Annotated in this window: 16 protein-coding genes and 1 pseudogene; 9 read left to right on the top strand and 8 right to left on the bottom strand. The window is 50.0% G+C overall.

The genetic code is table 11. From position 1 onward, the window contains the following. Nucleotides 1–4: 4 nt before the first annotated feature. Nucleotides 5–526: a menaquinone-dependent protoporphyrinogen IX dehydrogenase gene (hemG, locus tag LZP69_RS00590; protein ID WP_234198112.1), complete on the bottom strand. Its 522-nt coding sequence runs from the start codon at nt 524–526 to the stop codon at nt 5–7. Between the two features lie 215 nt (nt 527–741). On the opposite strand from hemG, the pseudogene LZP69_RS00585 reads away from it, so the two are divergent. After that, nucleotides 742–1,586 (top strand): annotated as a pseudogene (locus LZP69_RS00585) (TIGR03899 family protein). Here LZP69_RS00585 and cobA read toward each other — a convergent pair. After that, nucleotides 1,579–2,391 carry a uroporphyrinogen-III C-methyltransferase gene (gene cobA / locus LZP69_RS00580; protein WP_234198111.1) on the bottom strand — a complete coding sequence of 271 codons (813 nt, stop codon included), beginning with the start codon at nt 2,389–2,391 and terminating at the stop codon, nt 1,579–1,581. The pseudogene LZP69_RS00585 and the gene cobA overlap by 8 nt on opposite strands. Before the next feature lie 315 nt (nt 2,392–2,706). Here cobA and LZP69_RS00575 point away from each other — a divergent pair, with 315 nt between their 5' ends. Beyond that, nucleotides 2,707–3,678, top strand: coding sequence for a phospholipase A (locus LZP69_RS00575; protein ID WP_234198110.1), 972 nt, complete (start codon nt 2,707–2,709; stop codon nt 3,676–3,678). 119 nt (nt 3,679–3,797) lie between these two features. Next, entirely contained in the window at nt 3,798–4,331 is a 534-nt protein-coding gene (locus LZP69_RS00570) for a peroxiredoxin family protein (RefSeq protein ID WP_234198109.1), read from the top strand. A gap of 93 nt (nt 4,332–4,424) precedes the next feature. On the opposite strand, the gene LZP69_RS00565 is transcribed toward LZP69_RS00570, so the two are convergent. From LZP69_RS00565 to LZP69_RS00550, 4 genes are all read right to left on the bottom strand, one after another. Next, nucleotides 4,425–6,128 (bottom strand): hypothetical protein, encoded by a 1,704-nt coding sequence (locus tag LZP69_RS00565; RefSeq protein ID WP_234198108.1) that lies wholly within the window; start codon nt 6,126–6,128, stop codon nt 4,425–4,427. A gap of 548 nt (nt 6,129–6,676) precedes the next feature. Beyond that, nucleotides 6,677–7,429, bottom strand: coding sequence for a phosphoadenylyl-sulfate reductase (locus LZP69_RS00560; RefSeq protein ID WP_234198107.1), 753 nt, complete (start codon nt 7,427–7,429; stop codon nt 6,677–6,679). After that, nucleotides 7,422–9,119 (bottom strand): assimilatory sulfite reductase (NADPH) hemoprotein subunit, encoded by a 1,698-nt coding sequence (cysI, locus tag LZP69_RS00555; RefSeq protein ID WP_234198106.1) that lies wholly within the window; start codon nt 9,117–9,119, stop codon nt 7,422–7,424. Before cysI ends, LZP69_RS00560 begins: the two co-directional genes overlap by 8 nt. 80 nt (nt 9,120–9,199) lie before the next feature. Further along, entirely contained in the window at nt 9,200–10,999 is a 1,800-nt protein-coding gene (locus tag LZP69_RS00550; protein WP_234198105.1) for an assimilatory sulfite reductase (NADPH) flavoprotein subunit, read from the bottom strand. Between the two features lie 645 nt (nt 11,000–11,644). Here LZP69_RS00550 and LZP69_RS00545 point away from each other — a divergent pair. The 3 genes from LZP69_RS00545 (at nt 11,645) to LZP69_RS00535 (ending at nt 15,055) form a co-directional block, all read left to right on the top strand. Next, nucleotides 11,645–13,174, top strand: a complete 1,530-nt coding sequence (locus LZP69_RS00545) for a Re/Si-specific NAD(P)(+) transhydrogenase subunit alpha (protein WP_234198104.1) — start codon at nt 11,645–11,647, stop codon at nt 13,172–13,174. 11 nt (nt 13,175–13,185) lie between these two features. Continuing rightward, complete coding sequence (gene pntB / locus LZP69_RS00540; protein ID WP_234198103.1) at nt 13,186–14,562, top strand: Re/Si-specific NAD(P)(+) transhydrogenase subunit beta; 1,377 nt, start codon at nt 13,186–13,188, stop codon at nt 14,560–14,562. A gap of 208 nt (nt 14,563–14,770) precedes the next feature. Then, nucleotides 14,771–15,055, top strand: a complete 285-nt coding sequence (locus tag LZP69_RS00535; RefSeq protein WP_234198102.1) for a hypothetical protein — start codon at nt 14,771–14,773, stop codon at nt 15,053–15,055. Between the two features lie 82 nt (nt 15,056–15,137). Here LZP69_RS00535 and LZP69_RS00530 read toward each other — a convergent pair whose 3' ends face one another. Both LZP69_RS00530 and hldE read right to left on the bottom strand, forming a co-directional pair. Further along, on the bottom strand, nt 15,138–15,980 hold the full coding sequence (locus tag LZP69_RS00530; protein ID WP_234198101.1) for a hypothetical protein: 843 nt from the start codon (nt 15,978–15,980) through the stop codon (nt 15,138–15,140). Then, nucleotides 15,977–17,407, bottom strand: a complete 1,431-nt coding sequence (gene hldE / locus LZP69_RS00525) for a bifunctional D-glycero-beta-D-manno-heptose-7-phosphate kinase/D-glycero-beta-D-manno-heptose 1-phosphate adenylyltransferase HldE (protein ID WP_234198100.1) — start codon at nt 17,405–17,407, stop codon at nt 15,977–15,979. The genes LZP69_RS00530 and hldE overlap by 4 nt, the downstream gene beginning before the upstream one ends. Nucleotides 17,408–17,509: 102 nt before the next feature. Here hldE and LZP69_RS00520 point away from each other — a divergent pair, with 102 nt between their 5' ends. The 3 genes from LZP69_RS00520 (at nt 17,510) to norR (ending at nt 22,712) form a co-directional block, all read left to right on the top strand. After that, entirely contained in the window at nt 17,510–18,436 is a 927-nt protein-coding gene (locus LZP69_RS00520; RefSeq protein WP_234198099.1) for an LpxL/LpxP family Kdo(2)-lipid IV(A) lauroyl/palmitoleoyl acyltransferase, read from the top strand. Nucleotides 18,437–18,709: 273 nt separating this feature from the next. After that, nucleotides 18,710–21,001, top strand: coding sequence for a nitric-oxide reductase large subunit (locus tag LZP69_RS00515; RefSeq protein WP_234198098.1), 2,292 nt, complete (start codon nt 18,710–18,712; stop codon nt 20,999–21,001). Between the two features lie 175 nt (nt 21,002–21,176). Next, complete coding sequence (norR, locus tag LZP69_RS00510; protein WP_234198097.1) at nt 21,177–22,712, top strand: nitric oxide reductase transcriptional regulator NorR; 1,536 nt, start codon at nt 21,177–21,179, stop codon at nt 22,710–22,712. Nucleotides 22,713–22,720: the final 8 nt, after the last annotated feature.

Raw genomic sequence — 22,720 nt, 5'->3', positions numbered from 1 at the left:
CTCATCAAAGCTGATGCAGCGCCTTAGCGTATTGGGTCACTTTCTCCCAATCAGTGTATTCTACCTGAGTGTCGGCAGCGGTCGGTCCTTTGGTCAGCCACATGATGAAGCGGATAATGTTCCTGTCCAGGGCATTGTAGCCCTGATAATTCAGGTTGCCACCAAATACGGCCAGCAACTTAGGCTGCCAGGGAGTCTTAGTTAAAAACGCCTGCATGTAAGGGTTAGTTTCTGGTGTGTTTTTCGCCGCTTTTCTCGCGACTAGGCTTACCGAAAAGAAGCTATTAGGCCGTTCGTTCAGTAAGGCTAAATTACGGCTAATAAATTGATAAACACCAGGATTATGTTTCCCATGTCGAATACTGGCGCCTATCACTATCTTGTCAAATGAGCCCAACTCTGGAGCATCTTCCAACATAGTGCAAGTTACCTCATCGCCTAACGCCTCAAGCTGTTGTTTTATAAAGTCTGTGACTTTGCGCGTCTGACCATGCACGCTTGAATAGACGATTAAAATTTTACTCACGGTAACCTCAAACAAAATCGATATAACACAAATAGATAATAAGCTAAAAACAGATTAATTTAATTGAAACAGATCACGAGGCTCAGCACAAAGCCCTAGTTCATCCCCATTTAGTGTGAGAGAAACTCACTGTAAAATTAGCACTCACATTAGGATCCGCTTTAAGATATCCACTGACATCGCGTTAATTAACCCTAATCGAAGAGAATGGAATAATGGCGGAATCGACACGAGTATGCAGCACCAAGCCTCATTCAGGCAATGTCAAGGAGGTCTCGGCTCGCAAGAAGGTGTTATTGCTTGGACAAAGATTCGGCCTGGGAAGTGAAGGGAATTATCAGGCGGCTAATGCTTCCATCGCCCAGCGCGCCACTTTTCGAGCTCAAAAGCTAGCCAGTCAATATCAGGCGAATGTCGAGGCGATTCATCATATCGCAATTGCCGCCCCCCCCCCTCAGATATTACAGGCGTGGATCTGGATCCTGATTGGATACATCAGTTCTATCAACTGGCCGAGCAGATCCACAATCACAATATGCAAACACTGTGGGGGCGGATTCTTGCCAGAGAGATCACCAATCCTGGGCAGTTCAGTTTACGCAGCCTGAGTACGCTCAAGCAGTTAACCCACAAAGAGGCTCAGTTGTTTGAAAAAGCCTTAAGTATGGCTGTCAGACTGGGGGAGGACGATAGACTCAAGCTGCTTATCGGCTATCGGCACACTGGCGGAATGGAACAGCTCTTTAGAAAAACGACTCAGGTCAATCTCGGCTTATCTCAGTTTGGGCTGCCCTATTCCGCCATACTGACACTGATTGAGGCGGGATTGTTACACAGAAGCGAATTTGAAACCGGCACGTTGACGGCCAAAACATCTATCCCATTGACTCTAGGTGGCGTACAAAAACAATTAAAGCCCAAACATAGTCATCTGCAGCTGAGTTATTATCGCCTGACGCCTATTGGTGATGAGCTCGCGCAGCTGGTTAAGCCGAAAGCGGAAGAGGCCTATCTCAAGGCCATATTCGCTCTGTTCAATAAACACTTTAGCCTCAGTTGAACATTAGGTTTTCATCTAGAGCAGAGTGACTCTCCCCGGGCTTAAACCAGTTAAGCTGACTGGAGAGCCCAACCACTTCCCCAATGACCATCAAGGCAGGCATCTTAAGTTCGGGTAAGCTTGCAAGCCTATCGAGCTCATCTAACGTGCCGACAAAGGTGCGCTGATCTGCCGTGGTGGCCTTGGAGATAATAGCAACGGGGGTTTTTGCCCCTCTGCCCGCCTGCATCAACCCCTGAGAGATAGTGGCGGCGTTTAATATTCCCATATAGATGACTAAGGTATTGTGGCTATTTGCATAGGCTTGCCAGTCCATTGGACGGCTATCTAGCTTGCAATGACCGGTAATAAAGGTGACACCCTGGGCATGATCTCTGTGGGTCAGCGGGATCCCTGCATAGGCGGCAGTACCGCTAGCTGCTGTGATTCCCGGTACAACCTCAAAGGCGATACCTGCTTCCACTAAGGTTTCTAACTCTTCGCCGCCACGACCAAAGATAAAGGGATCGCCCCCTTTTAGCCTCACGACATTGCTGCGGGTGTAAGCCTTAGTGACCAGCAGTTGATTGATCTCATCTTGAGCTGCGCTGTGTTTACCCGCACGTTTACCTACTGCAATTTTCTCTGCACCTGCAGGAATTAACGCCAGAATCGCCTCGCTAACCAAGGCGTCATACAGCACCACATCGGCTTGTTTCAAGATGCGATAAGCCTTGAGCGTCAATAGCTCAACATCGCCAGGCCCAGCCCCAACAAGCCAGACTTTGCCCAAGCTTGGTCTTCTTGGTAGAGTGAATAGTCCCATAAACCGCATCTCTTACATGGATAATAAGTTCAATATAGCGGCTTTTCATATTCCACAATAAATATAAAATTATTTAAATTTATTCTTTTTAGTTATTAAAATTGGCATGGCAGTCAAGTTAATCCGAATCATAAAATTGGAAACTAAATATAAGTGACTAATATAAATGACTAGTCGTAGACCAGCCTTTTCTATGACGGCTCTGTTCAATAACAAGCGACACTTTTCATAACAAGAGTTTGCTTTTCAATAGGCTAGCTGGGCATTAAAATCGCCACAGCATAGAGTAAAGCGAATAACAAAAGGATCCTGTAGATGAATTCACCCCTTTCCCGTTGCAGCTCAGTATTACTCCTTACCCTGATTATGTTGAGTTTGCCATCTTATGGCGCAGAGTCTGAGGCCAACCAAGCTGAGTCGCAGCAATCTCAGTCCACTCCCCCTGCTGAACCAAATCCCGCTGAGGCCGATTCTTTACTCGATAAACGCATCAAAGATGAGACTGCCACTGCTGAGCTTCCTTTTGTGATCACACCGCACAATGTCAATTACCTCTTACCCGTGACCTACAACAGCTCACCTAATATGGCGCCCTTTGCCGATCGCATAGCTAATGGCGACGCCGAAGTCGATAAGATGGAAGCCAAATTTCAGTTCAGTTTCAAATTGCCTTTGATGTACAACATCTTTGGAGACAATGGTCATCTGTTTTTTGCCTATACCAACCAATCTTACTGGCAGGTCTATAACGAAGAGGCATCCTCACCGTTCAGGGAAACCAATCATTCGCCAGAGCTATTTATGGTTTTTAATAATGATTGGAAACTAGGCCCGCTCACCAACTCGCTCATCAGTATTGGTGCCGTGCATCAATCAAATGGCCAGACAGCTGATCTTTCCCGTAGCTGGAACCGTATCTATGGCACCATGGTGTTTGATAATGGTCCCTTTGCCATAGCCAGCAAGGTTTGGTGGCGCATTCCAGAGGAAAAGAAAGAAACCCCTACATCGGCACAGGGAGATGATAATCCCGATATCACTGATTACATGGGCTATTTTGAACTCACCTCAGTGTACGGCCACAATGAACACAGGTTTAGCATGATGCTGAGAAACAACCTGAAGAAGCATAATCATGGGGCGGTAGAATTGACCTGGAGTTATCCCATCATGGGTAACTTACGCTTTTATGCACAATACTTTAACGGTTATGGCGAGAGCCTTATTGACTATAATGCACACACCAACAGGATAGCGATAGGCATATCGATAAATGATATTTTATGAGCCTAAGGATTTTAGAGATCTAGTCAATTAGACTCAGCTATCTAGGCTAGAAATTAAGCAAAAACCGAATGAGACACGAATCAACAAGAACCAACAACACAGATAAAAGGACATTAACTATGAAACCCTGTTTAAAAAACCTGCTGCTCGGCGCCACTATCGCCCTGGGACTGTGCACCACAGTTCAAGCAAGCGATCTCAAAGTGGGCGATAAAGCGCCAGAATTTCGCTTACAAGCCACTGACGGAAAGTTCTACCAATCGAGCGATTATCTTGGAAAACAAGCCTTAGTCCTGGCCTGGTATCCCATGGCTAATACCCGCGGCTGTACCATAGAGTGTAAATCTCTGGTGGAGAAAGGCAGTCTGATCCGTGAATACAATGTCAGCTATATGATGGCAAGCGTGGATGAACTTGAAGATAACCAAAAGTTTGCCACCGAACAGAAAGCCGACTTCCCTATGCTGAGCGATCCCACTAAAGAAACCGCTAAGGCCTATGATGTGCTCAATATGGTCGGGGTGGCCAGTCGCGTCACTTTCTACATTGGCAAAGATGGCAAGATTTTGAAAATCGATGATGACATCAGCCCCAAAACCGCAGCCGAAGATATCGCCACCACCTTGGCATCACTTGGCGTAGAAAAAAAGTAATCTGAAAACAGTAATCTGAAAAACATAACATGAGCCCTACCAAAAACGGGGCTCGCTGCTTAAAAACAATCGAAACAGCCTTTTTCACTCGATTCATTTGCCCATCTGGGTCGAGGAATCGACTTGTATTCCTTTGGCGGTGACATCCAGTTGCAGTTTAATCTTCATATCATACTCTTTAAGATCATCCCGTTCTGGGCTCAGCCTCAGATCATTTAACTCGAGTACATTCATCAGTGGTGCCGCCATCTTGCCATAATCTGTACTCAGGGTCACAAGCCCATTACTGCTGAGCTTCTCTTTGGCTAACTCCTGACTTAACTGCTTACCCTTTTCACCGCTGAATACGACCAAATGCTGACCCTTAATGGCCATATAGATCTTTACCCCAAGATGGGAAGGTAAGGGCAGGTATGAATTCAACTCAATGGCCGAACCATCATCTTTGAGCGGCAGTTGTGCCAGAGTGGGATCAAACACCTTAACCATATTAAACAGCGCTAAAGGCTCCTCAGCAGAAAGACTAACTAAGCCGTCTAACGAAGTGATACGCATCAGTTGGCCAGTGAGGTTTACTTCATAATCCTGCACCGACATAGCGATCCCCTTCACCCCGTTTGCCATTGAGGTGAACATACTCACCATCATAGGGTTGTGTCGCTGGATATCCCCCTGGAGCTCATGCAAGACGCTGCATCGATATTTGGGTGTTAACAGCTCATTCCATACCTTAGTCAAGGCTGGAGCCAACTCTTTGGAGTCAAGACCCAGGCCGAATGTAAAGAGTCCGTCCTCTGCCTGGGTATAAGCGGGCAGAAAACCACGAAGCTGATTTAACGCCCCTAAGATAGTGCCGTTATGACTCTCTATCACAGTGCGCAGATCCATGGTGATCTTGTTGTCATTCACATCCAGCGCCCGGTAACCAAGCACAGTGTGAGGCCAATTTTCGGCGATTGTGGTTAACTCTTCCTGACAGACAGAGGTGCGTAGCTCCTGCAAGGGGTCGTGCCTGTATTGCTCAAACAGCTGAGTTAACTGGCGCGCAAGCAGATTGCCATCTGTCGTTGTCAGTCCTTTTATCAGAGTCTGATGATTCACAAAGCCCAGCCCATCGGCCAGCAGACCATGCTCGCTTATCATCTTAGGCACCTTGTCGGTCGCGCTGAGAGGAGAGTCAGCCCTTAAGCGTCCCAGGGCCGTTTTCAGCAGTGTTGGCGAGCTAAGATCTCCCGAGAGAGTCACTGTCAAGACCCCGTTCTCTATGGCGAAAATCAAGTCCATCTGCATACCAAAATCCACCACTGGATAAGCGCGATAGCTGAGATCATCAAGGGTTCGCTCGATATGCTTAAGACCACTGTTGGCCTCAACACTATCGAGCAAAGCCCAAAAACGTTCGGGATTGACAATATCCAGCTTAAGGACTGGAATAGCCCCTAAGGTATAAAAATAACTGGTGATCTTGTCGGGAAAACCAAAAGTGTCGATAAAGGTTTGGCCATCCTTGAGTGCTGTCATGTAGCGGTCAAGAAGACTCAAAAAGAATCGCACTTGAGGATCTTCCTCCTCGTGTAGCCACAGGATTAACTCCACAGGCTTACGTTTTTGCACCTCAGGAATGGCATCCACATAATCTTTGATGGGAAAAGGCGTGAACTGCGCCGAGAAGAGCAGCGTATCTTCGGGTACATAGTCTAACCTTGTGGGTGGTGCAGTTTCTGTCGTTTGTTGGGATACAAAATAGCCCCAAAGGAGCGCCGCCAAAACCATCGCGACCATCAATACCTTTTTCATTAACACTTCCTTTTTATCCATGAGCAATCAGTATCTATGAGCAACCCACAGTCCATGAGCAATCCGCTATCCATGAGCAATCCGCTATCAATCGATAGCTATCAAGTATCTAGCCTACACAAACTCGGCAGAAACTACTACACGGATGGGAAACAGAGAAATATGAAGGAGATGAACAAAGAGTGATAACTCAAGGAGACACTGAACCAGAAGCCCCCTGGATAGCCACAGCGGGCTATCCAGGGATTTGTTGTGCCGATTTAGCAAGCGCTAGCAAACCAATCAAGCTCTCGCGGTTGCGAGTATGTTTCGATAACATCGACGCCTCTGCCTGCAACTTCTGGATAGGGATGAAGCTGCGCGATCCAAATTAGATCCGATACAAACGATTTATCAAAACCATCTACGGGAACTTACTACTATAGAACAATTAAACTCACTGTGCATAACCCTGTGCAAAAATAGTGTAAAAAAAGTGAACAACTTTAATCAACACGCTAAAAAGCTGACATATTTTCTATGACAAAGTCACTTCAACACCAGTGAAATTAAATCTCATAATGCAGACCACACTCGCGTTTAAGGCCGTTAAACCGGGTTTCCTCCTCCGTCATGCCAACTTCCAAGGGTCTAGTGGAATGGGTATCGCCAACCGAGACATAGCCCTGCTCCCACAAAGGGTGATAGGGCAGCTGATGTTGGGTCAAATAATCGTGTACCCCTTTATTATCCCAATCTAAGATCGGCAGCAATTTATAGCGATTACCATGGATAGCCAAAAACGGTAAATCCTCCCGGGTACTGGATTGAGAACGGCGCAGTCCCGCAAACCAGGTTTCCACATTGAGCTCGTTTAACGCGTTTTGCATGGGGATCACTTTATTGATGCGATTGTACTGTTCCAGCCCATCGAGTCCCTGCTCCCATAGGCGGCCATATTTAGCCTCCTGCCAGGCGGTTGTCATAGACGCACGATACACTTTTAAATTCAGTTGCAGGCGCTCGGTCAACTGATCGATAAATTGATAGGTCTCAGGAAACAGATAACCTGTATCTGTCAGGATCACAGGGATATCACTCTGGATCTGGCTTACCAGATGCAGCATCACGGCCCCCTGGATCCCAAAGCTCGATGACAGAGCGTGATTACCCGGCAAAAATGCCAGTCCCCAGAGGACACGCTCCTTTGCAGTTAATGTTTCAAGAAAATCATTAACCCGCTGTAATTCTAATTGCTGCTGCGCCTTAGGTGCCTGTAACAGTGCCAAAAGCGCATCAGCGGAGATCACCGAATTAAGCATGAAAATCCTTAGCGGCATCCAGCACCGCTTTCACTACACCAACACGCACAGTGAAATTACCAAAGGTTTCACCCGACTCACGTTCACTGGCATAACGAGCAAACAGGGCATCAAGTTCAGATAAGATCTCAGCTTCCTGAATATTCTCACGATAGAGTTTATTCAGACGTGTGCCTTCGAAGCTGGCGCCTAAATATAGATTGTAGCGTCCCGGCGCCTTACCCACTAAACCTATCTCAGCCGCGAAAGGACGGGCGCAGCCATTAGGGCAGCCTGTCATACGCACCACTATGGCTTGATCGATAAATCCGTGCTTCTGCTGCAGCGCCTCAACCTTAGTTAAAAAGTCGGGGAAATAACGCTCAGCCTCCGCCATGGCTAAGGCACAGGTAGGCAGCGCCACACAGGCGATAGAGTGCCCCCGGGTCTGAGAGATGAGTTTACCCATCAAACCGTGGCTGCGGGCGAGCTGCTCTATCTGCGCCTTATCCTCTTCGGCCACCCCGGCTATGATGATGTTCTGATTGGCCGTCATACGAAAATCGCCTTTATGCACTAAGGCAATTTCCCGCAAGCCCGTCTGTAAGGGCTGATCGGGAAGATCTTTAATTCGACCACCTTCGATAAACAGCGTCAGGTGCCACTTATTGTCCACCCCTTTTATCCAGCCATAGCGATCGCCGCGATCGCCAATCACTACCTCTCGCTTAGGCTCAAATTTCACTCCAGCACGTTTCTCTACCTCGGCCTTAAAGGCCTCGAAACCATGTTTGACTATGGTGTACTTAAGACGGGATTGTTTACGATCCGAGCGATTGCCCCAGTCGCGCTGTACCTTAAGCACGGCTTCGGCGAATTTAAGGCAGTCCTCCGGTTTAATGAAACCAAAATCATCACCCAATCGAGGGAAGGTTTTCACTTCACCATGTGTGGTGCCCATGCCACCACCGGCAACCAGATTAAAGCCGACCAGTTCGCCCGCTTCAGCCACGGCAATAAAGCCAAGGTCGTTGGTATAGACATCTACATCGTTATCGGGCGGTACGGCAACGGCCATCTTAAATTTACGAGGCAGATAGGTCTTGCCGTAAACCGGCTCGACCTCGTCACTTTCACCCACGGCTACCTTATCGTCACCCAGCCAGATCTCGGCGTAGGCCTTAGTGCGTGGCAGGTAGTTGTCTGAGAGCTTTTTCGCCCAGTAGTAGGCCTGCTGATGCAGCTTGGACTCTACAGGGTTGGGGTTACACATGACGTTACGGTTCACATCACCACAGGCGGCGATTGAATCCAGTGCTTCTTTGTCTAAGTCTTGGATCAAGGACTTTAGATTACGCTTAGGAATGCCATGATACTGAAAAGTCTGGCGGGTCGTTAAGCGTATGCTGTTAGAACTGGTCAAGGTGGAGGCTATCTTATCCACCCCAAGCCACTGCTTAGGGGTACAGACGCCGCCAGCGACGCGAGCACGTAACATGAAGCTGTAAAGCGGCTCCAATTTTTGCTCTTTACGCTCGTTGCGCAGATCGCGATCGTCCTGCTGATAGAAGCCATGAAATTTGATCAACTGCTGATCGGCATCATTAAATGCCCCTGTCAGTGACGCATCCAAGCCCGCTTCTATGGTGCCACGTAGATAGTTACTGTCACTTTTCATGTGCTCATTGATGGATAATTTTTCTTCACTCATGGCCACTGCCCTACTGTTTGTTGCACCGGCGCTGCCGCTACAAGGTATCTGTCATTGAATCTGTGTGTTTATCTTTTCAATTAATAAACATCTTTCTGGTAACGCTTATCGCTACGCAGGCTGTCTAAGTATTGCTCCGCCTGCTCATCATCTTTGTCACCATATTGTTTAACCAACTCGATAAGCGCCTGATGTACATCTTTTGCCATCCGCTCGGCATCACCACAAATATAAATATGGGCACCCTTTTCCAGCCATTGCCAGATCGCCTCACCACGCTGGGCGATACGGTGCTGCACATAGATTTTTTCCTGTTGATCCCGTGAGAAAGCCGAATCGAATCGCGTTAAGGTGCCGTCACTCAGGTACTGCTGCCATTCACTCTGATAGAGAAAATCCTGCTCAAAATGGGGGTTACCGAAAAACAGCCAGGCATCACCGGCATTATCCTGCTGGGCACGCTCCTGCATAAAGGCTCTAAATGGCGCGACACCCGTGCCCGGACCTATCATGATCACAGGGGTTTGCGGATCCTTGGGTAAACGAAAATGTTGGTTTGGCTCCACATAGATGTTTACCTCGCTGCCTTCCTCGGCGTTGGCAAGAAAATATGAAGCACCACCAAACCGCTGAACGCCGTCACGCTCCTGTGCAACTAAGGCGACCGTCAGATGCACTTCAGATTCCACCTCGCTTTGGCTTGAGGCGATTGAGTAGAGTCTAGGCGTGATAGGACGCAGCAGCTCTACCAATTGGAAACCTGTGATGTCCACCGGATATTGCTTGACCAGATCCGCAAGCTGATGGTTAAGCACAAACTGACGAGTCTGCTCCTTATCCTCAACTAAAGTTTGCAGACTCTCGCTGCCGCTCAGCTGGGCCCAATTCTGTACCAGACCAGGATAGAGCTGAGTCAGCTCGCGCTTGTGTTTTAAGGCATCCCACAAAGGCAGATTTTGCTCACCTAAGGTCACCTCAAGCTCACTCTCTAAGTTCAGGCCAGATAAGATCTCTTTGACCAGCTCATCACTATTGCTAAACCAGACCCCCAGAGCATCGCCGACCTGATAGTTCAGGCCCGACTCGCCAAGGTCTATCTCCACATGACGCACATCTCTGTCTGAATCCCGGCCGGTTAATTTCTGGCTCACCAGCAGCTCTGCGGTATAGGGCTTTTGCTTGGAGTAAGTGGCGGACTTGGTGGATGCACTGGCCAGATTGACCACGCTGGCGCTCGATGCCGCCACCAAAGGCTTAACAGCCTCCAATACCTGCTGCTGCCAAGCATCTGCCGAGGATTCATAGTCCACATCACACTCTGTCAGTGGCACTATGGCTTTCGCCCCAAGATCGCTCAGGCGCTGCTCAAAATCCTTACCCGTCTGGCAGAAGAACTCATAGCTTGAGTCTCCCAGCGCCAAAACCGAGTACTGCAGGCTCTCCAGCCTTGGCGCTCGTTTAGAGGCTAAAAACTTATGCAGCTCGATGGCATCATCGGGGGCTTCCCCTTCACCATGGGTGCTGACAACGGCCAGCAGTAGCGTTTCCTGCTTCAACTGACGCACCTTATAGTCGGCCATAGACTGAAGGTTGACGCTATAGCCCTGGGCCTGCACTTTTTCCGCCAGTTCTGTGGCAATACCACGGCCGTTACCCGTCTGGCTACCGTATAAGATGGTAATGGTTTGCTCGGGCGCACTCGCCGATGCGAGGGTAGGCTCACCGCCTTGAGCCGCGAAGCCCAGCTCGGCGCTGGCCGTGAAATATCCCCCCAACCATGCCAGTTGAATAGCATTGAATTCGGAGGAGAGTTGCTTAAGCTTGTCCACCTGTCCTTGGGACAAAGGAGAAGCCTGGGATGAAAGCACATTTAACGACATGAAAGAGAGCCCTGTAACCATTTATATAGGCTAAGCTTAGTGTGGTACAGAGGAAACAAAAAAGAATAAAATCTAATTTTTAATTCTTTTTAGGAATATGCAAAGTCGATAATTTGAGCTACAAATTTGAGGGATGTAGAAATTTGTGCCCGATAGGAGATCACGGCACCAAAAAACAATGAGAAAAGTGTGGCCTAGCGCAAAATTTTGATGCTCACATGCCTTAATTCGATGAATATAAAAATTTGACTCTTGTGTCTTGTCGCATAATTGACACAATGAGTGACCGATGTCGCTGATGGTCTTTAATCCGCCGATATCGTGTTAAGCCAGTTTTGTTAACACAGTTTTAACCTGATGATATTGTTGGTATTAAACCACTTATTCTCAGATAAACCGCTTAATAAGTTGACCTGAAAAACCACTCATTAGGCAGGTAAGATGGATCTTACGCTAATAACAAAACACAATAAGAACAAAGCTTAATGTTATTAAAGAAAAACAATAAATTAGTGGAAAGCATCACTAAGTAAGACCGTTTTAGAAAGATAGAACCATTATCGTTAGATAATCAGATAGCGTATTTACCTGAGTGCTCTTCTCAGCAATACACCAGGCTATGTTATTAACCATCAGGGAACCATCATGCAGATTGGAATACCGAGAGAAAGTCTCAATGGAGAAACCCGGGTCGCCGCGACCCCGGCGACCGTCGTGCAACTTGGCAAGCTCGGCTTTGAGGTCATAGTTGAATCAGGTGCAGGCCTGCTATCCAGCTTCGACAATGCCGCGTTTGAAGAAGTCGGCGCCAAAGTCGTCGAGCAAGTTTGGGATGCTGACTTTATTTTTAAAGTAAACGCCCCTACAGATGATGAAGTCGAGTTATTAAAATCAGGCACAACCTTAGTCAGCTTTATCTGGCCGGCACAAAACCCCGAGCTGGTTGAAAAGCTGTCAAAGCGTAATGTGACTGTCATGGCGATGGACATGGTGCCTAGGATCTCCCGCGCCCAGGCTCTCGATGCCCTGTCATCCATGGCCAATATCGGTGGTTATCGCGCCGTTGTTGAGGCAGCCCACGAATTTGGCCGCTTCTTTACCGGTCAGATCACAGCCGCCGGTAAAGTACCTCCCGCCAAAGTGCTGGTCATTGGTGCCGGTGTAGCCGGTCTGGCCGCCATTGGTACTGCAGGCTCACTAGGCGCCATAGTTCGCGCCTTCGATACCCGTCTGGAAGTAGCCGAACAGATCGAGTCCATGGGCGGTGAATTCCTCAAGCTGGATTTTGGTAACGAAGAGGGTGGCTCATCCGACGGTTACGCCAAAACCATGTCCGATGAGTTTATTGCAGCCGAGATGGCCCTGTTTGCCGAGCAGGCCAAAGAGGTGGATATCATTATCACCACGGCCTTGATCCCAGGTCGCCCCGCGCCCAAGCTTATCACCAAAGAGATGGTCGACAGCATGAAGCCCGGCTCTGTCATTGTGGATTTAGCTGCCGCCACCGGCGGTAACTGTGAATACACTCAGACAGGTGAATTAGTGCTCACAGACAGAGGCGTGAAGGTGATTGGTTACACCGACCTTCCCGGCCGTTTACCTGTACAATCTTCACAGCTTTACGGCACTAACTTAGTTAACCTGATGAAACTGATGTGCAAAGAGAAAGACGGTAACGCCGTGCTGGACTTTGACGATGTGATCATGCGTAACATGACTGTGACCCGTGGTGGTGAGATCACCTTCCCGCCACCAGCAATTTCTGTCTCTGCTGCGCCACAAAAACCTGCCGCCAAACCGGTAGCGCCCAAGACGACCGAGGAGAAAAAACCTTCTAAGCTGAAATATATCCTAGGTGCCTTAGGCCTTGTTGGCTTTGGCGCCGTGGCGTCAGTCGCACCACCTGAGTTCTTATCACACTTTACTGTGTTTGTGCTCTCCTGCGTGGTGGGTTACTACGTGGTCTGGAACGTATCTCATTCGCTCCATACGCCACTGATGTCGGTGACTAACGCTATTTCAGGCATTATCGTTGTTGGCGCATTGCTGCAGATTGGTCACGGCTCGACCTTAACCACTGTGCTTGCCTTTATCGCTGTGCTCATTGCCAGTATCAACATCTTCGGTGGTTTCACCGTGACTCAGCGTATGCTGAAGATGTTCCGTAAGAATTAAGGGGGTTTAACGTGTCTCAAGGACTGGTAACAGCAGCATACATAGTTGCAGCCATCTTCTTCATCCTCAGTTTGGCAGGATTGTCGAAGCAAGAAACGGCAAAAAATGGCAACTTATTCGGCATTATCGGTATGGTTCTCGCGTTAGGCGCAACCATATTCAGCCCGGAAACCAGCGGTTTACAATGGATCATCCTCGCCATGGTCATAGGTGGCGCCATAGGCGTGCGCCTGGCGCTCAAGGTAGAGATGACCGAGATGCCAGAACTGGTGGCTATCCTCCACAGCTTCGTGGGTATGGCCGCCGTCTTGGTTGGTTTCAACAGCTACATAGACATGCACCACCTAAGCGGTGCCATGCTTAATATCCACTTAGTGGAGATCTTCTTGGGCGTCTTTATCGGGGCGGTGACCTTTACCGGCTCTGTGGTCGCCTTCGGTAAACTCAGGGGGATTTTCGCCTCTAAGGCGATGATGTTACCTCACCGTCACAAGCTTAACCTGCTGGCGGTTGTGATCTCATTTGCTCTGATGGTTTACTTCGTGCAAGAGGCGGGCAACATGCCAGCCTTGATCCTCATGACACTAATCGCCTTCGCCTTTGGCTGGCACTTAGTGGCTTCAATCGGCGGCGCGGATATGCCGGTTGTGGTCTCTATGCTCAACTCCTACTCGGGTTGGGCGGCTGCGGCGGCCGGTTTCATGCTGTCAAACGATCTGCTGATCGTGGTTGGTGCCCTGGTAGGTTCTTCAGGTGCCATCCTCTCTTACATCATGTGTAAGGCGATGAACCGCTCCTTTATCTCTGTGATTGCAGGTGGTTTTGGTAGCGATGGCGTGGCCTCAAGCGGCGATGATGAGATGGGCGAATACCGCGAGACTAACGCCGAAGATGTGGCCGACATGCTGAAAAATGCCAAGTCAGTCATCATCACCCCAGGCTATGGTATGGCGGTCGCTCAAGCGCAATATCCGGTTGCTGAGATCACCCAAAAGCTGCGTGACAGTGGCGTTAAAGTCCGCTTTGGTATTCACCCTGTGGCAGGGCGTCTACCGGGCCACATGAACGTACTGCTTGCCGAAGCCAAGGTGCCTTACGATATCGTACTGGAGATGGATGAGATCAACGAAGATTTCAATGATACAGACGTAGTGTTAGTGATAGGCGCCAACGATACAGTTAACCCAGCCGCCATGGAAGATCCAGGTAGTCCAATCGCCGGCATGCCGGTACTGGAAGTGTGGAAGGCCCAGAGCGTCATCGGCTTTAAACGCTCGATGAACACAGGTTATGCCGGCGTGCAGAACCCGCTCTTCTTCAAAGACAACACTCAGATGTTGTTCGGCGATGCTAAGGCCAGTGTCGAGGCAATTTTAAAAGCACTGTAAAACCACAGCGCTGCAAAACGAAAGCAGTGTAAACATCAGTGACGAATGAAGGGAGCGAATATCGCTCCCTTTTTATTGCTTACGCACAAGAAAGCTCAGGTATTTGTGACCGCTTCAAAGGTTTTGAACTGCCAATTTGAATAAATAAAACGCATTTGGTTAACTATCTCGCGAATTTCCCCTGACTGTTTGAAAAAAGGCCAAAATAATGTTGTCACTGGTGACAGAAAATCCCGAACTCACATTTGAAGAGCGACGTGTCGCGAGTGCGAAAGCTGGTGAACACTGGGGTAGATTATCACCGGTACAACGCTTTGCCTTTTATACTCTGGCCAAATTAGGCTATCAACTGCTGTTTGTCAGACGAGACATCAACAGCAGCACGGCGATCGCTAAGCTGGAAGACAATCTAGCCACGATTGATGATGAGGGTGAGATCGATTTCAATCCGGATATCTGTTTAAGACAACGCCGATTCCCTCGCGAAGAGTAAGCTGTCAACAATGGGAAGTCTGTCAACAAAGGCAAGCCTGTCGCAAACAATGAGTCGGTTCGATGCTAGCCTTACGTCAACACTAACCCTGCACAAGCAGAGCCTGTTGCTCAAGCCAGGCTTCAGCACCGGACTTGCCCATTAGCTGCTCTAAGGTCGGCTGAATATAACGCCCCAGCTCAGGTCTACGCCAGAAGATATAACGCGGCAGATGATGGCGCTTGTTCGCGCCAAATAGTTGCTGAATTAGGCTGGCAAACTCATTGAGTTCATCCTGGTTATATTGGCGAAGCTTTGGATAAATCGCGTCGATTAAGGCATCGAAATCCCTAAACTCCCCCAGCTGCTGCCAGCTATATTGCTCAAATACCTGCGCCAGCATAGGTGTACTCCAATGGGAGATGGCAGCAACGCTCTCAAATACTGCCAGATTGCGCCTGTGATATTGCTGCCAGGCCAGTTCATTCTCCTGTTTATCCCGCGCCAGCGACCAGAACAGATAGAGATCCGCCAGCCATTCATGCTGATAACCACTGAGCTTAGTTTGCGTGAGATAAGATGAGCGGGAGTGGGTCACCGCCAGATGCCCGAGCTCATGTCTCAGGGTCATCTCCTCGGCCTGACGCAGCGTCAGACTGTAGACCCGGCCATCGAGCAGAATCGATTGTGAGTGAGGAATATTGCTACTGTCGAGTAGGACAACACCGGCTATCTTGCTCTGGTTCTGGCGCAGCGGCCTTACCATGGCGCCGCGCTGCCCCATCTGCGTTGTCAGTTGCTTTAGATTTTGGGAAAGCTGGGCTCTCGTCTCCTCAGGCAGATGCTGCAAACACTCGGCTAATTGCACCCTTTGGCACACCAGCGCCTGACTCTCACCCACCTGAGCCCACAGCGCACCCGCAAGCAGTAGGCTGGCGGCGATCACTGCTTAGCCATGATATTTTCGATAATGGCCGTGGTCGACACGCCATCTTCAAATCCCAGCACTTCGACGCTGCCACCGGCGGCGATCACCTCTTTGCCACCGGCGATCTCATCCACCTTATAATCGCCGCCCTTCACCAGAAGGTTAGGCAATAAACGGGCGATAATACGCTGAGGCGTATCTTCGCTGAATGGCACCACCCAATCCACAGAGGCTAGGCCAGCCAGTACCGCCATGCGTCTGTCCAGCGGATTGACCGGGCGATCTTCGCCCTTGAGGCGTTTCACTGATTCATCGTCATTAACTGCCACGATTAAGCGATCGCCTAATGCCTTGGCCTGCTTAAGGTAGCTGACGTGACCTGCGTGCAAAATATCGAAGCAGCCATTGGTCATCACCACCCGCTCGCCTCTGAGCTTGGCTTCCTCTAAGGCGTAAACCAGCTGATCTTCACTCAGCACGCCAAAGCCTGTCTCACCATGGTTAAGATTAAGCGCCGCGATAAGTTCGATACGGTTGACTGTGGCCGTGCCCAGTTTACCTACCACTATACCGGCGGCGGTATTGGCAATCGCGCAGGCCTGAGGCAGTTCACTGCCGGCCGCCAAGGCAACGGCAAGAGCCGCGATCACAGTATCACCTGCGCCTGTCACATCGAACACTTCGCGGGCAACTGTGGGAATATGCAGCTCAGGTGCATTGGGGGTAAAGAGTGTCATCCCCTTCTCGGAGCGGGTGACCAGTAGTGAATCCAGCTCGAACTCCTTCATCAGATCGTGAGCCTTTTGTACCAGATCCGCTTCGCTCACCACCCTACCCACTACCTGTTCAAACTCGGCCATATTGGGGGTTAACAGGCTGGCGCCGCGATAACGGGAAAAATCGCTGCCTTTAGGATCCACCAGCACTTTGATCCCTTGGGCTTTTGCCTTAGCAATAAAATCTTGTGGTTGATCGATTGCGCCCTTAGCGTAATCGGACAGCACCACCACCCTGACATCATCCAGCTTGGTTTCGGCCTCCTTGAGCAGCGCCTGACTATGCTCAGGCAGATAGGGCTGCTCGAAATCCAGTCGCAGCAACTGCTGGTTGCGGGAGATCACCCTAAGCTTAGTGATGGTGGGTTTATCGGCAACACAAGACCAGGCGGGCTCGACGCCCTGCGCCTTAAGTCCCTTGGTCAGCGCCTCGGCGGTTTCATCTTTACCCACTATGCCGGCTAAATGCACCCGACCGCCCAGTGAGGCGATATTGAGCGCCACGTTGGCCGCGCCGCCGGGTCTGTCCTCGACCTGTTCGACTCGCACCACAGGCACCGGCGCCTCGGGAGAGATGCGGCCCGTGCCACCGGTCCAGTAACGATCCAGCATCACATCACCAACAACCAGGACCTTAGCTTTTTCAAATGCGGGTAAAGAAATCTTCATATTGTGCTGTCTGTAAAAAAATTAATCTTTGATTATACCTAATTTTACCCATTTTTTGCGTTAGAATAAGCAGTAATTTTTGTTTAAATATTTGAGTAAACCGTGGTCGAAACAGCACAATTCTCCTGGCGATTTTTCCATCCTAAATACTGGCTCATCTGGTTTGGTTTCGCAGTGTTACGCCTCACTCAGGTGTTACCCCTTCCGCTACAGATGCAACTGGGCAAGGCGATCGGCCGCTTAGCCAAAGTGTTTGCTGGTGGCCGAGTCAAAACAGCCAAGCGCAATATTGAGCTCTGTTTCCCCGAGCTAAGCCAGGCAGAACAGGCGCAGCTGCTGACGCACAACTTCGAGGAAACTGGCAAGGCCATCTTCGATATCGCCAACGCCTGGTGGTGGTCAAACGAGAGAATACAAGCGCATATGACCATCAAGGGCCGCGAGCATGTAGAGCAGACCCTGAGTAACGGCCAGGGGGTGATCCTGTTTGCGGTGCACTGTCTGCCGCTGGAGATGGGCGCACGCATCTTCGGCCAGTTCCAGCCCGGCATAGGCGTCTATCGCCCCCATAACAATCCGCTGATGGAATACCTGCAGGTCAAGGGGCGACTGCGATCCAACAAGGGGCTGGTGCCCAAGCGGGATCTCAGACAGATGGTGCGCAGCCTGCGCAATCCCGACGTGATCTGGTATACAGCCGATCAGGATTTCGGCCGCTCCAGTGCGGTGTTTATCCCCTTCTTCAAGGTGCCGCAGGCGGCAACCATCACGGGTGGCACCACGCTGGCGAAACTGGGCAAGGCCAAGGTACTGCCCTTTTTTGTGGAGCGTAATGACGACGACAAGGGCTATACCATAGAAGTATTGCCCCCCCTGGAGAATTTCCCCGGCGAGAATGAAGTGGAAGATGCCATTCGTGGCAATAAGATCATCGAGTCCCTGATCGACCGCAACCGCGCTCAATATATGTGGCTACACAGACGCTTCAAGACCCGGCCAGAGAAGAGCGATCCCTCTTTGTATCGCTAACCATGCCCTTTTCGACTATCGAGCCAGCACCAGCGCTGGCTTTTTCTTTTTATCCCTACCTATCTCAAAGCTATCAAATCGACACCTAATTGATACCAATTGTCATTTTGACAATCAGTGTCATTTGAACATTTATATATGGTTGTCATTATGACAAATCAATAAGACATAAAATTCAATTTAACTATTATTAATCAATAAGATAAAATAATGGCACATTAACTGCTATAGCCGGTTACTCCCCATCTACAACATATTGCACTGAGAGGCTCTATGAATAAACAACGGCTAACGGCGATAGCACTCTTGATAGTACTTATCGCTTCCTTCACTGTACTGCTGAGCATAGGCAGTGAGATCTATCGCGAAAAACCTCCGGTTCCCACCGCTTTTGTCGATACACAGGGCCAGGCTCTGTTCACTCAAAATGATATCGAACGAGGTCAGCTGGTATGGCGCTCCATGGGCGGCCATCAGTTAGGGTCTATCTGGGGGCATGGCTCCTACGTTGCGCCTGACTGGACAGCGGATTGGTTGCATCGTGAGGCTCAGGCCTGGCTGGATATCACTGCCAAGGCGCAATTTGGTAGAAGTTTCAGCGAGCTGGACTCGATAAAACGTGCCGGCCTTGAACAGTTACTGCGTGACGATTTACGCCGCAACACCCTGACCACAAACGCCAATGGCGAGATCCGCATCAGCCTGTCTGACACTCGCATCCAGGCCATAGAAGAGGTCTCTCAGCACTATATTTCGCTCTTTGGTGACGATCCTCAATTGTCCGTTCTGCGCGAACAATATGCGATGAAAGAAGGCACTGTACCGGATCTTGGGCGTCGCCAGCAGCTCAACGCCTTCCTCTTCTGGGGCGCTTGGGCCGCTATAACCGAACGTGATGGACAAGATTACACCTACACCAACAACTGGCCTTTCGATCCTCAGTTGGGTAATACCCCTACCTCTGACAATATAGTCTGGTCTATCTTAAGTATCGTCACCTTAATCGCCGGTATAGGAGCGCTGGTATGGCATCACGCCTCAGGTAAACACGAAGAGCTGCCTAAACCCGCAGATCAAGATCCTCTGTTTCTTAAAAAACCAACCGCTTCACAGAAAGCCGTGGGTAAATACTTCATCACCGCTGTGGGTCTCTTCCTATTGCAGATCCTCTTAGGGGGGATTACGGCCCACTATGCCGTTGAAGGGCAGAATTTCTATGGTATTCCCCTGGCAGAGATCCTGCCTTACTCAGTCACCCGTACCTGGCACACACAGCTGGCCGTGTTCTGGATCGCCACCGCCTGGCTGGGCACAGGTCTCTATATCGCACCTGCGCTTTCTGGCTATGAGCCTAAGTTCCAGCGCCTAGGGGTGAATGTCCTCTGGGTCGCCTTGCTAGTAGTGGTACTGGGTTCAATGGCGGGCGAATGGATTGGTGTCCAACAATATTTCGATCTGGACACTAACTTCCTCTTCGGTCATCAGGGTTATGAATATATCGATCTCGGGCGTGTCTGGCAGATATTGCTACTGGTCGGCCTGTTGATCTGGCTTGCCTTAGTAACCGCCGCTATGCGCCCAGCCCTTAAGGTGCAAGGTGAGATGCGCCCGGTTATCTGGGTACTCTACGCCTCTTGTGTCGCCATCGGCCTCTTTTATGGTGCCGGTCTCTTTATGGGTAAACACACCAACCTGGCAATTGCAGAATACTGGCGCTGGTGGGTCGTTCATCTCTGGGTTGAGGGCTTCTTCGAGACCTTTGCAACTTCGGTGATCGCCCTGATGTTAGTTCGCCTGGGACTGATCCGTGCTCGCAGCGCCAACGGTGCGGTACTCTTTACGACTGTGATCTTCTTAACTGGTGGTCTTATCGGTACCCTGCATCACCTGTACTTCACAGGCACACCAACAGGTGTGATCGCCTGGGGCGCGATATTCTCGGCACTGGAAGTGGTTCCACTGGCCCTTATCGGCTACGAAGCCATCGAGAGCTATCGTATGCGTAACGCCAGTCCCTGGATGATACGTTACAAGTGGGCCATCATGTTCTTCGTGGCGACAGCCTTCTGGAACTTAGTGGGCGCAGGGGTACTTGGCTTCCTGATCAATCCACCTATTGCGCTCTACTTCATCCAAGGTCTGAATACCACAGCCACCCATGGTCACGCTGCCTTCATGGGCGTATACGGTATGCTAGGTGTGGGTCTCATGCTCTTCTGCCTGCGAGGGCTCACGGGCCAGATCCAATGGAATGAGAAGTTATTGAAAGGTGCCTTCTGGAGCTTAAATATCGGGCTAGCGGGCATGGTGTTCATGTCACTGCTGCCGGTCGGCCTGACCCAATTCTTCGCCGTTATCGAACATGGTTACTGGTTTGCCCGCTCACCTGAGGTGATCCATAGCCCATTGGTGGAAACCTTAGTCTGGATGCGTGTTCCTGGCGATGTCATATTCAGTTTTGGTGGCCTATTCCTAGGTGCCTTCCTGTTAGACATCATCAGAAAGGCAATCAATGCCAAAGGCGCACACGTCCCTGCTGATGCGTCACTGCCAGCCAATACATAAGGCTGAATATCACTCACCAAAGGGGTCATATTGACCCCTTTTCACCCTCTACATATGTGTTAAATTGACAATGAAATTTATTGTTAAGTTGACATATAATCAATCTTATTACTGTCACTGCTTGTCGAAATCACCAGGATTTAATCTGGTATAGTCGCCGAGCTTCGGAGCTCCTATGGCATTAAGTCAAACCCAATTAACGCGTATGGCGTTAGATATCACCTCGGGCTTGTCCAATCATGACAGGTTCTCGCGTCTGCTCGATACCATCAGAGAGAGTATGCAGTGTGATGCCGCTGCACTGCTGGAATTCAAGGGACAACAGTTTACGCCGCTGGCCATCAATGGCCTAAGCCCGGATGTTCTGGGTCGCCGCTTCGTGCTGCATGAACATCCCAGACTGGAGGCGATCGCCCGCGCCGGCGATGTTGTGCGCTTTCCCACCGATAGTGATCTTCCCGATCCCTATGATGGCTTAATCCCTAACCAAGTCGATAACCTTACGGTACATGCCTGTATCGGCCTGCCACTCTTGGCCGATGGCAGCCTGATAGGGGCGGTCACCATAGATGGCTTCGATCCCGATCAATTTAAATCATTCACCAATGAACAGCTAAGAGCTATCAGTGCCATCGCCTCAGCCTCACTCAATAACGCCCTGCTGATCGATAAACTGGAAAAACAAGCGCTACAATCCAAATGGGACAGGGAAGATAACACAGGCAAGAGCAAAGAAGGTCACAAGGAGATCATAGGTCAATCACAGATCATCAGCAGCCTGAAGCAGGAGATCGCCGTTGTTGCCCCGACAGATCTTAACGTCTTAATTATGGGCGAGACAGGCACAGGTAAAGAGTTAATTGCCCATGAGATCCATCAAGCCTCCAGGCGCGCCGCCCTGCCTCTTATCTACCTAAACTGTGCGGCACTGCCGGAATCCGTCGCCGAGAGTGAGCTATTTGGTCATGTCAAAGGGGCCTTTACCGGCGCCATTAGCAATCGCAGTGGCAAGTTCGAAATGGCCGACAAGGGTTCACTGTTTCTCGACGAGATTGGCGAGCTCCCCCTCACACTACAGGCCAAGTTACTCAGGGTGCTGCAATATGGCGATCTCCAGCGCGTCGGTGATGACCGTAGCCTCAAGGTGGATGTGAGGATCATAGCGGCAACCAATAAGAACCTGAAAAACGAGGTGCTTGCCGGACGCTTTCGCTCCGATCTTTATCACAGACTGAGCGTTTTTCCCTTAGTCGCTCCCCCACTGAGGGAAAGAGAACAGGATATTACCCTGCTAAGCGGTTTTTTTGTCGAGCGTTGTCGTCAGCAGTTAGGACTGCAGACCCTGAGACTGAGCTCTGCGAGTCTGGCCATGCTCGAAAGCTACCCATGGCCCGGCAATATCAGGGAGCTGGAACACAGCATCTATCGCGCCGCCATTCTCGCCAGAGCCCAATCTGCTGGCAGTCATGGACTTATCACGCCAGAACATTTCGAATTTGCCAACGCTGTCTCGCCCAGCGGCTCGCGCAGCAAGGTGTCAGCGGCACCAGAGTTTAGTGGTAACCTCAAGCAGGCCACTGAGGCCTTTCAGGCCGACTATATACGCCAAACCCTGAAGCAACAGGATAACAACTGGGCTGCCACAGCCAGAGCACTGGAGCTCGACTCAGGAAACTTACACCGCCTGGCAAAGCGGATAGGCCTAAAATAGCGCCTATC

Source organism: Shewanella sp. AS1 (assembly GCF_021412565.1).
Lineage (GTDB): Bacteria > Pseudomonadota > Gammaproteobacteria > Enterobacterales > Shewanellaceae > Shewanella.
This window is presented reverse-complemented; position numbering and strand designations above follow the sequence as displayed.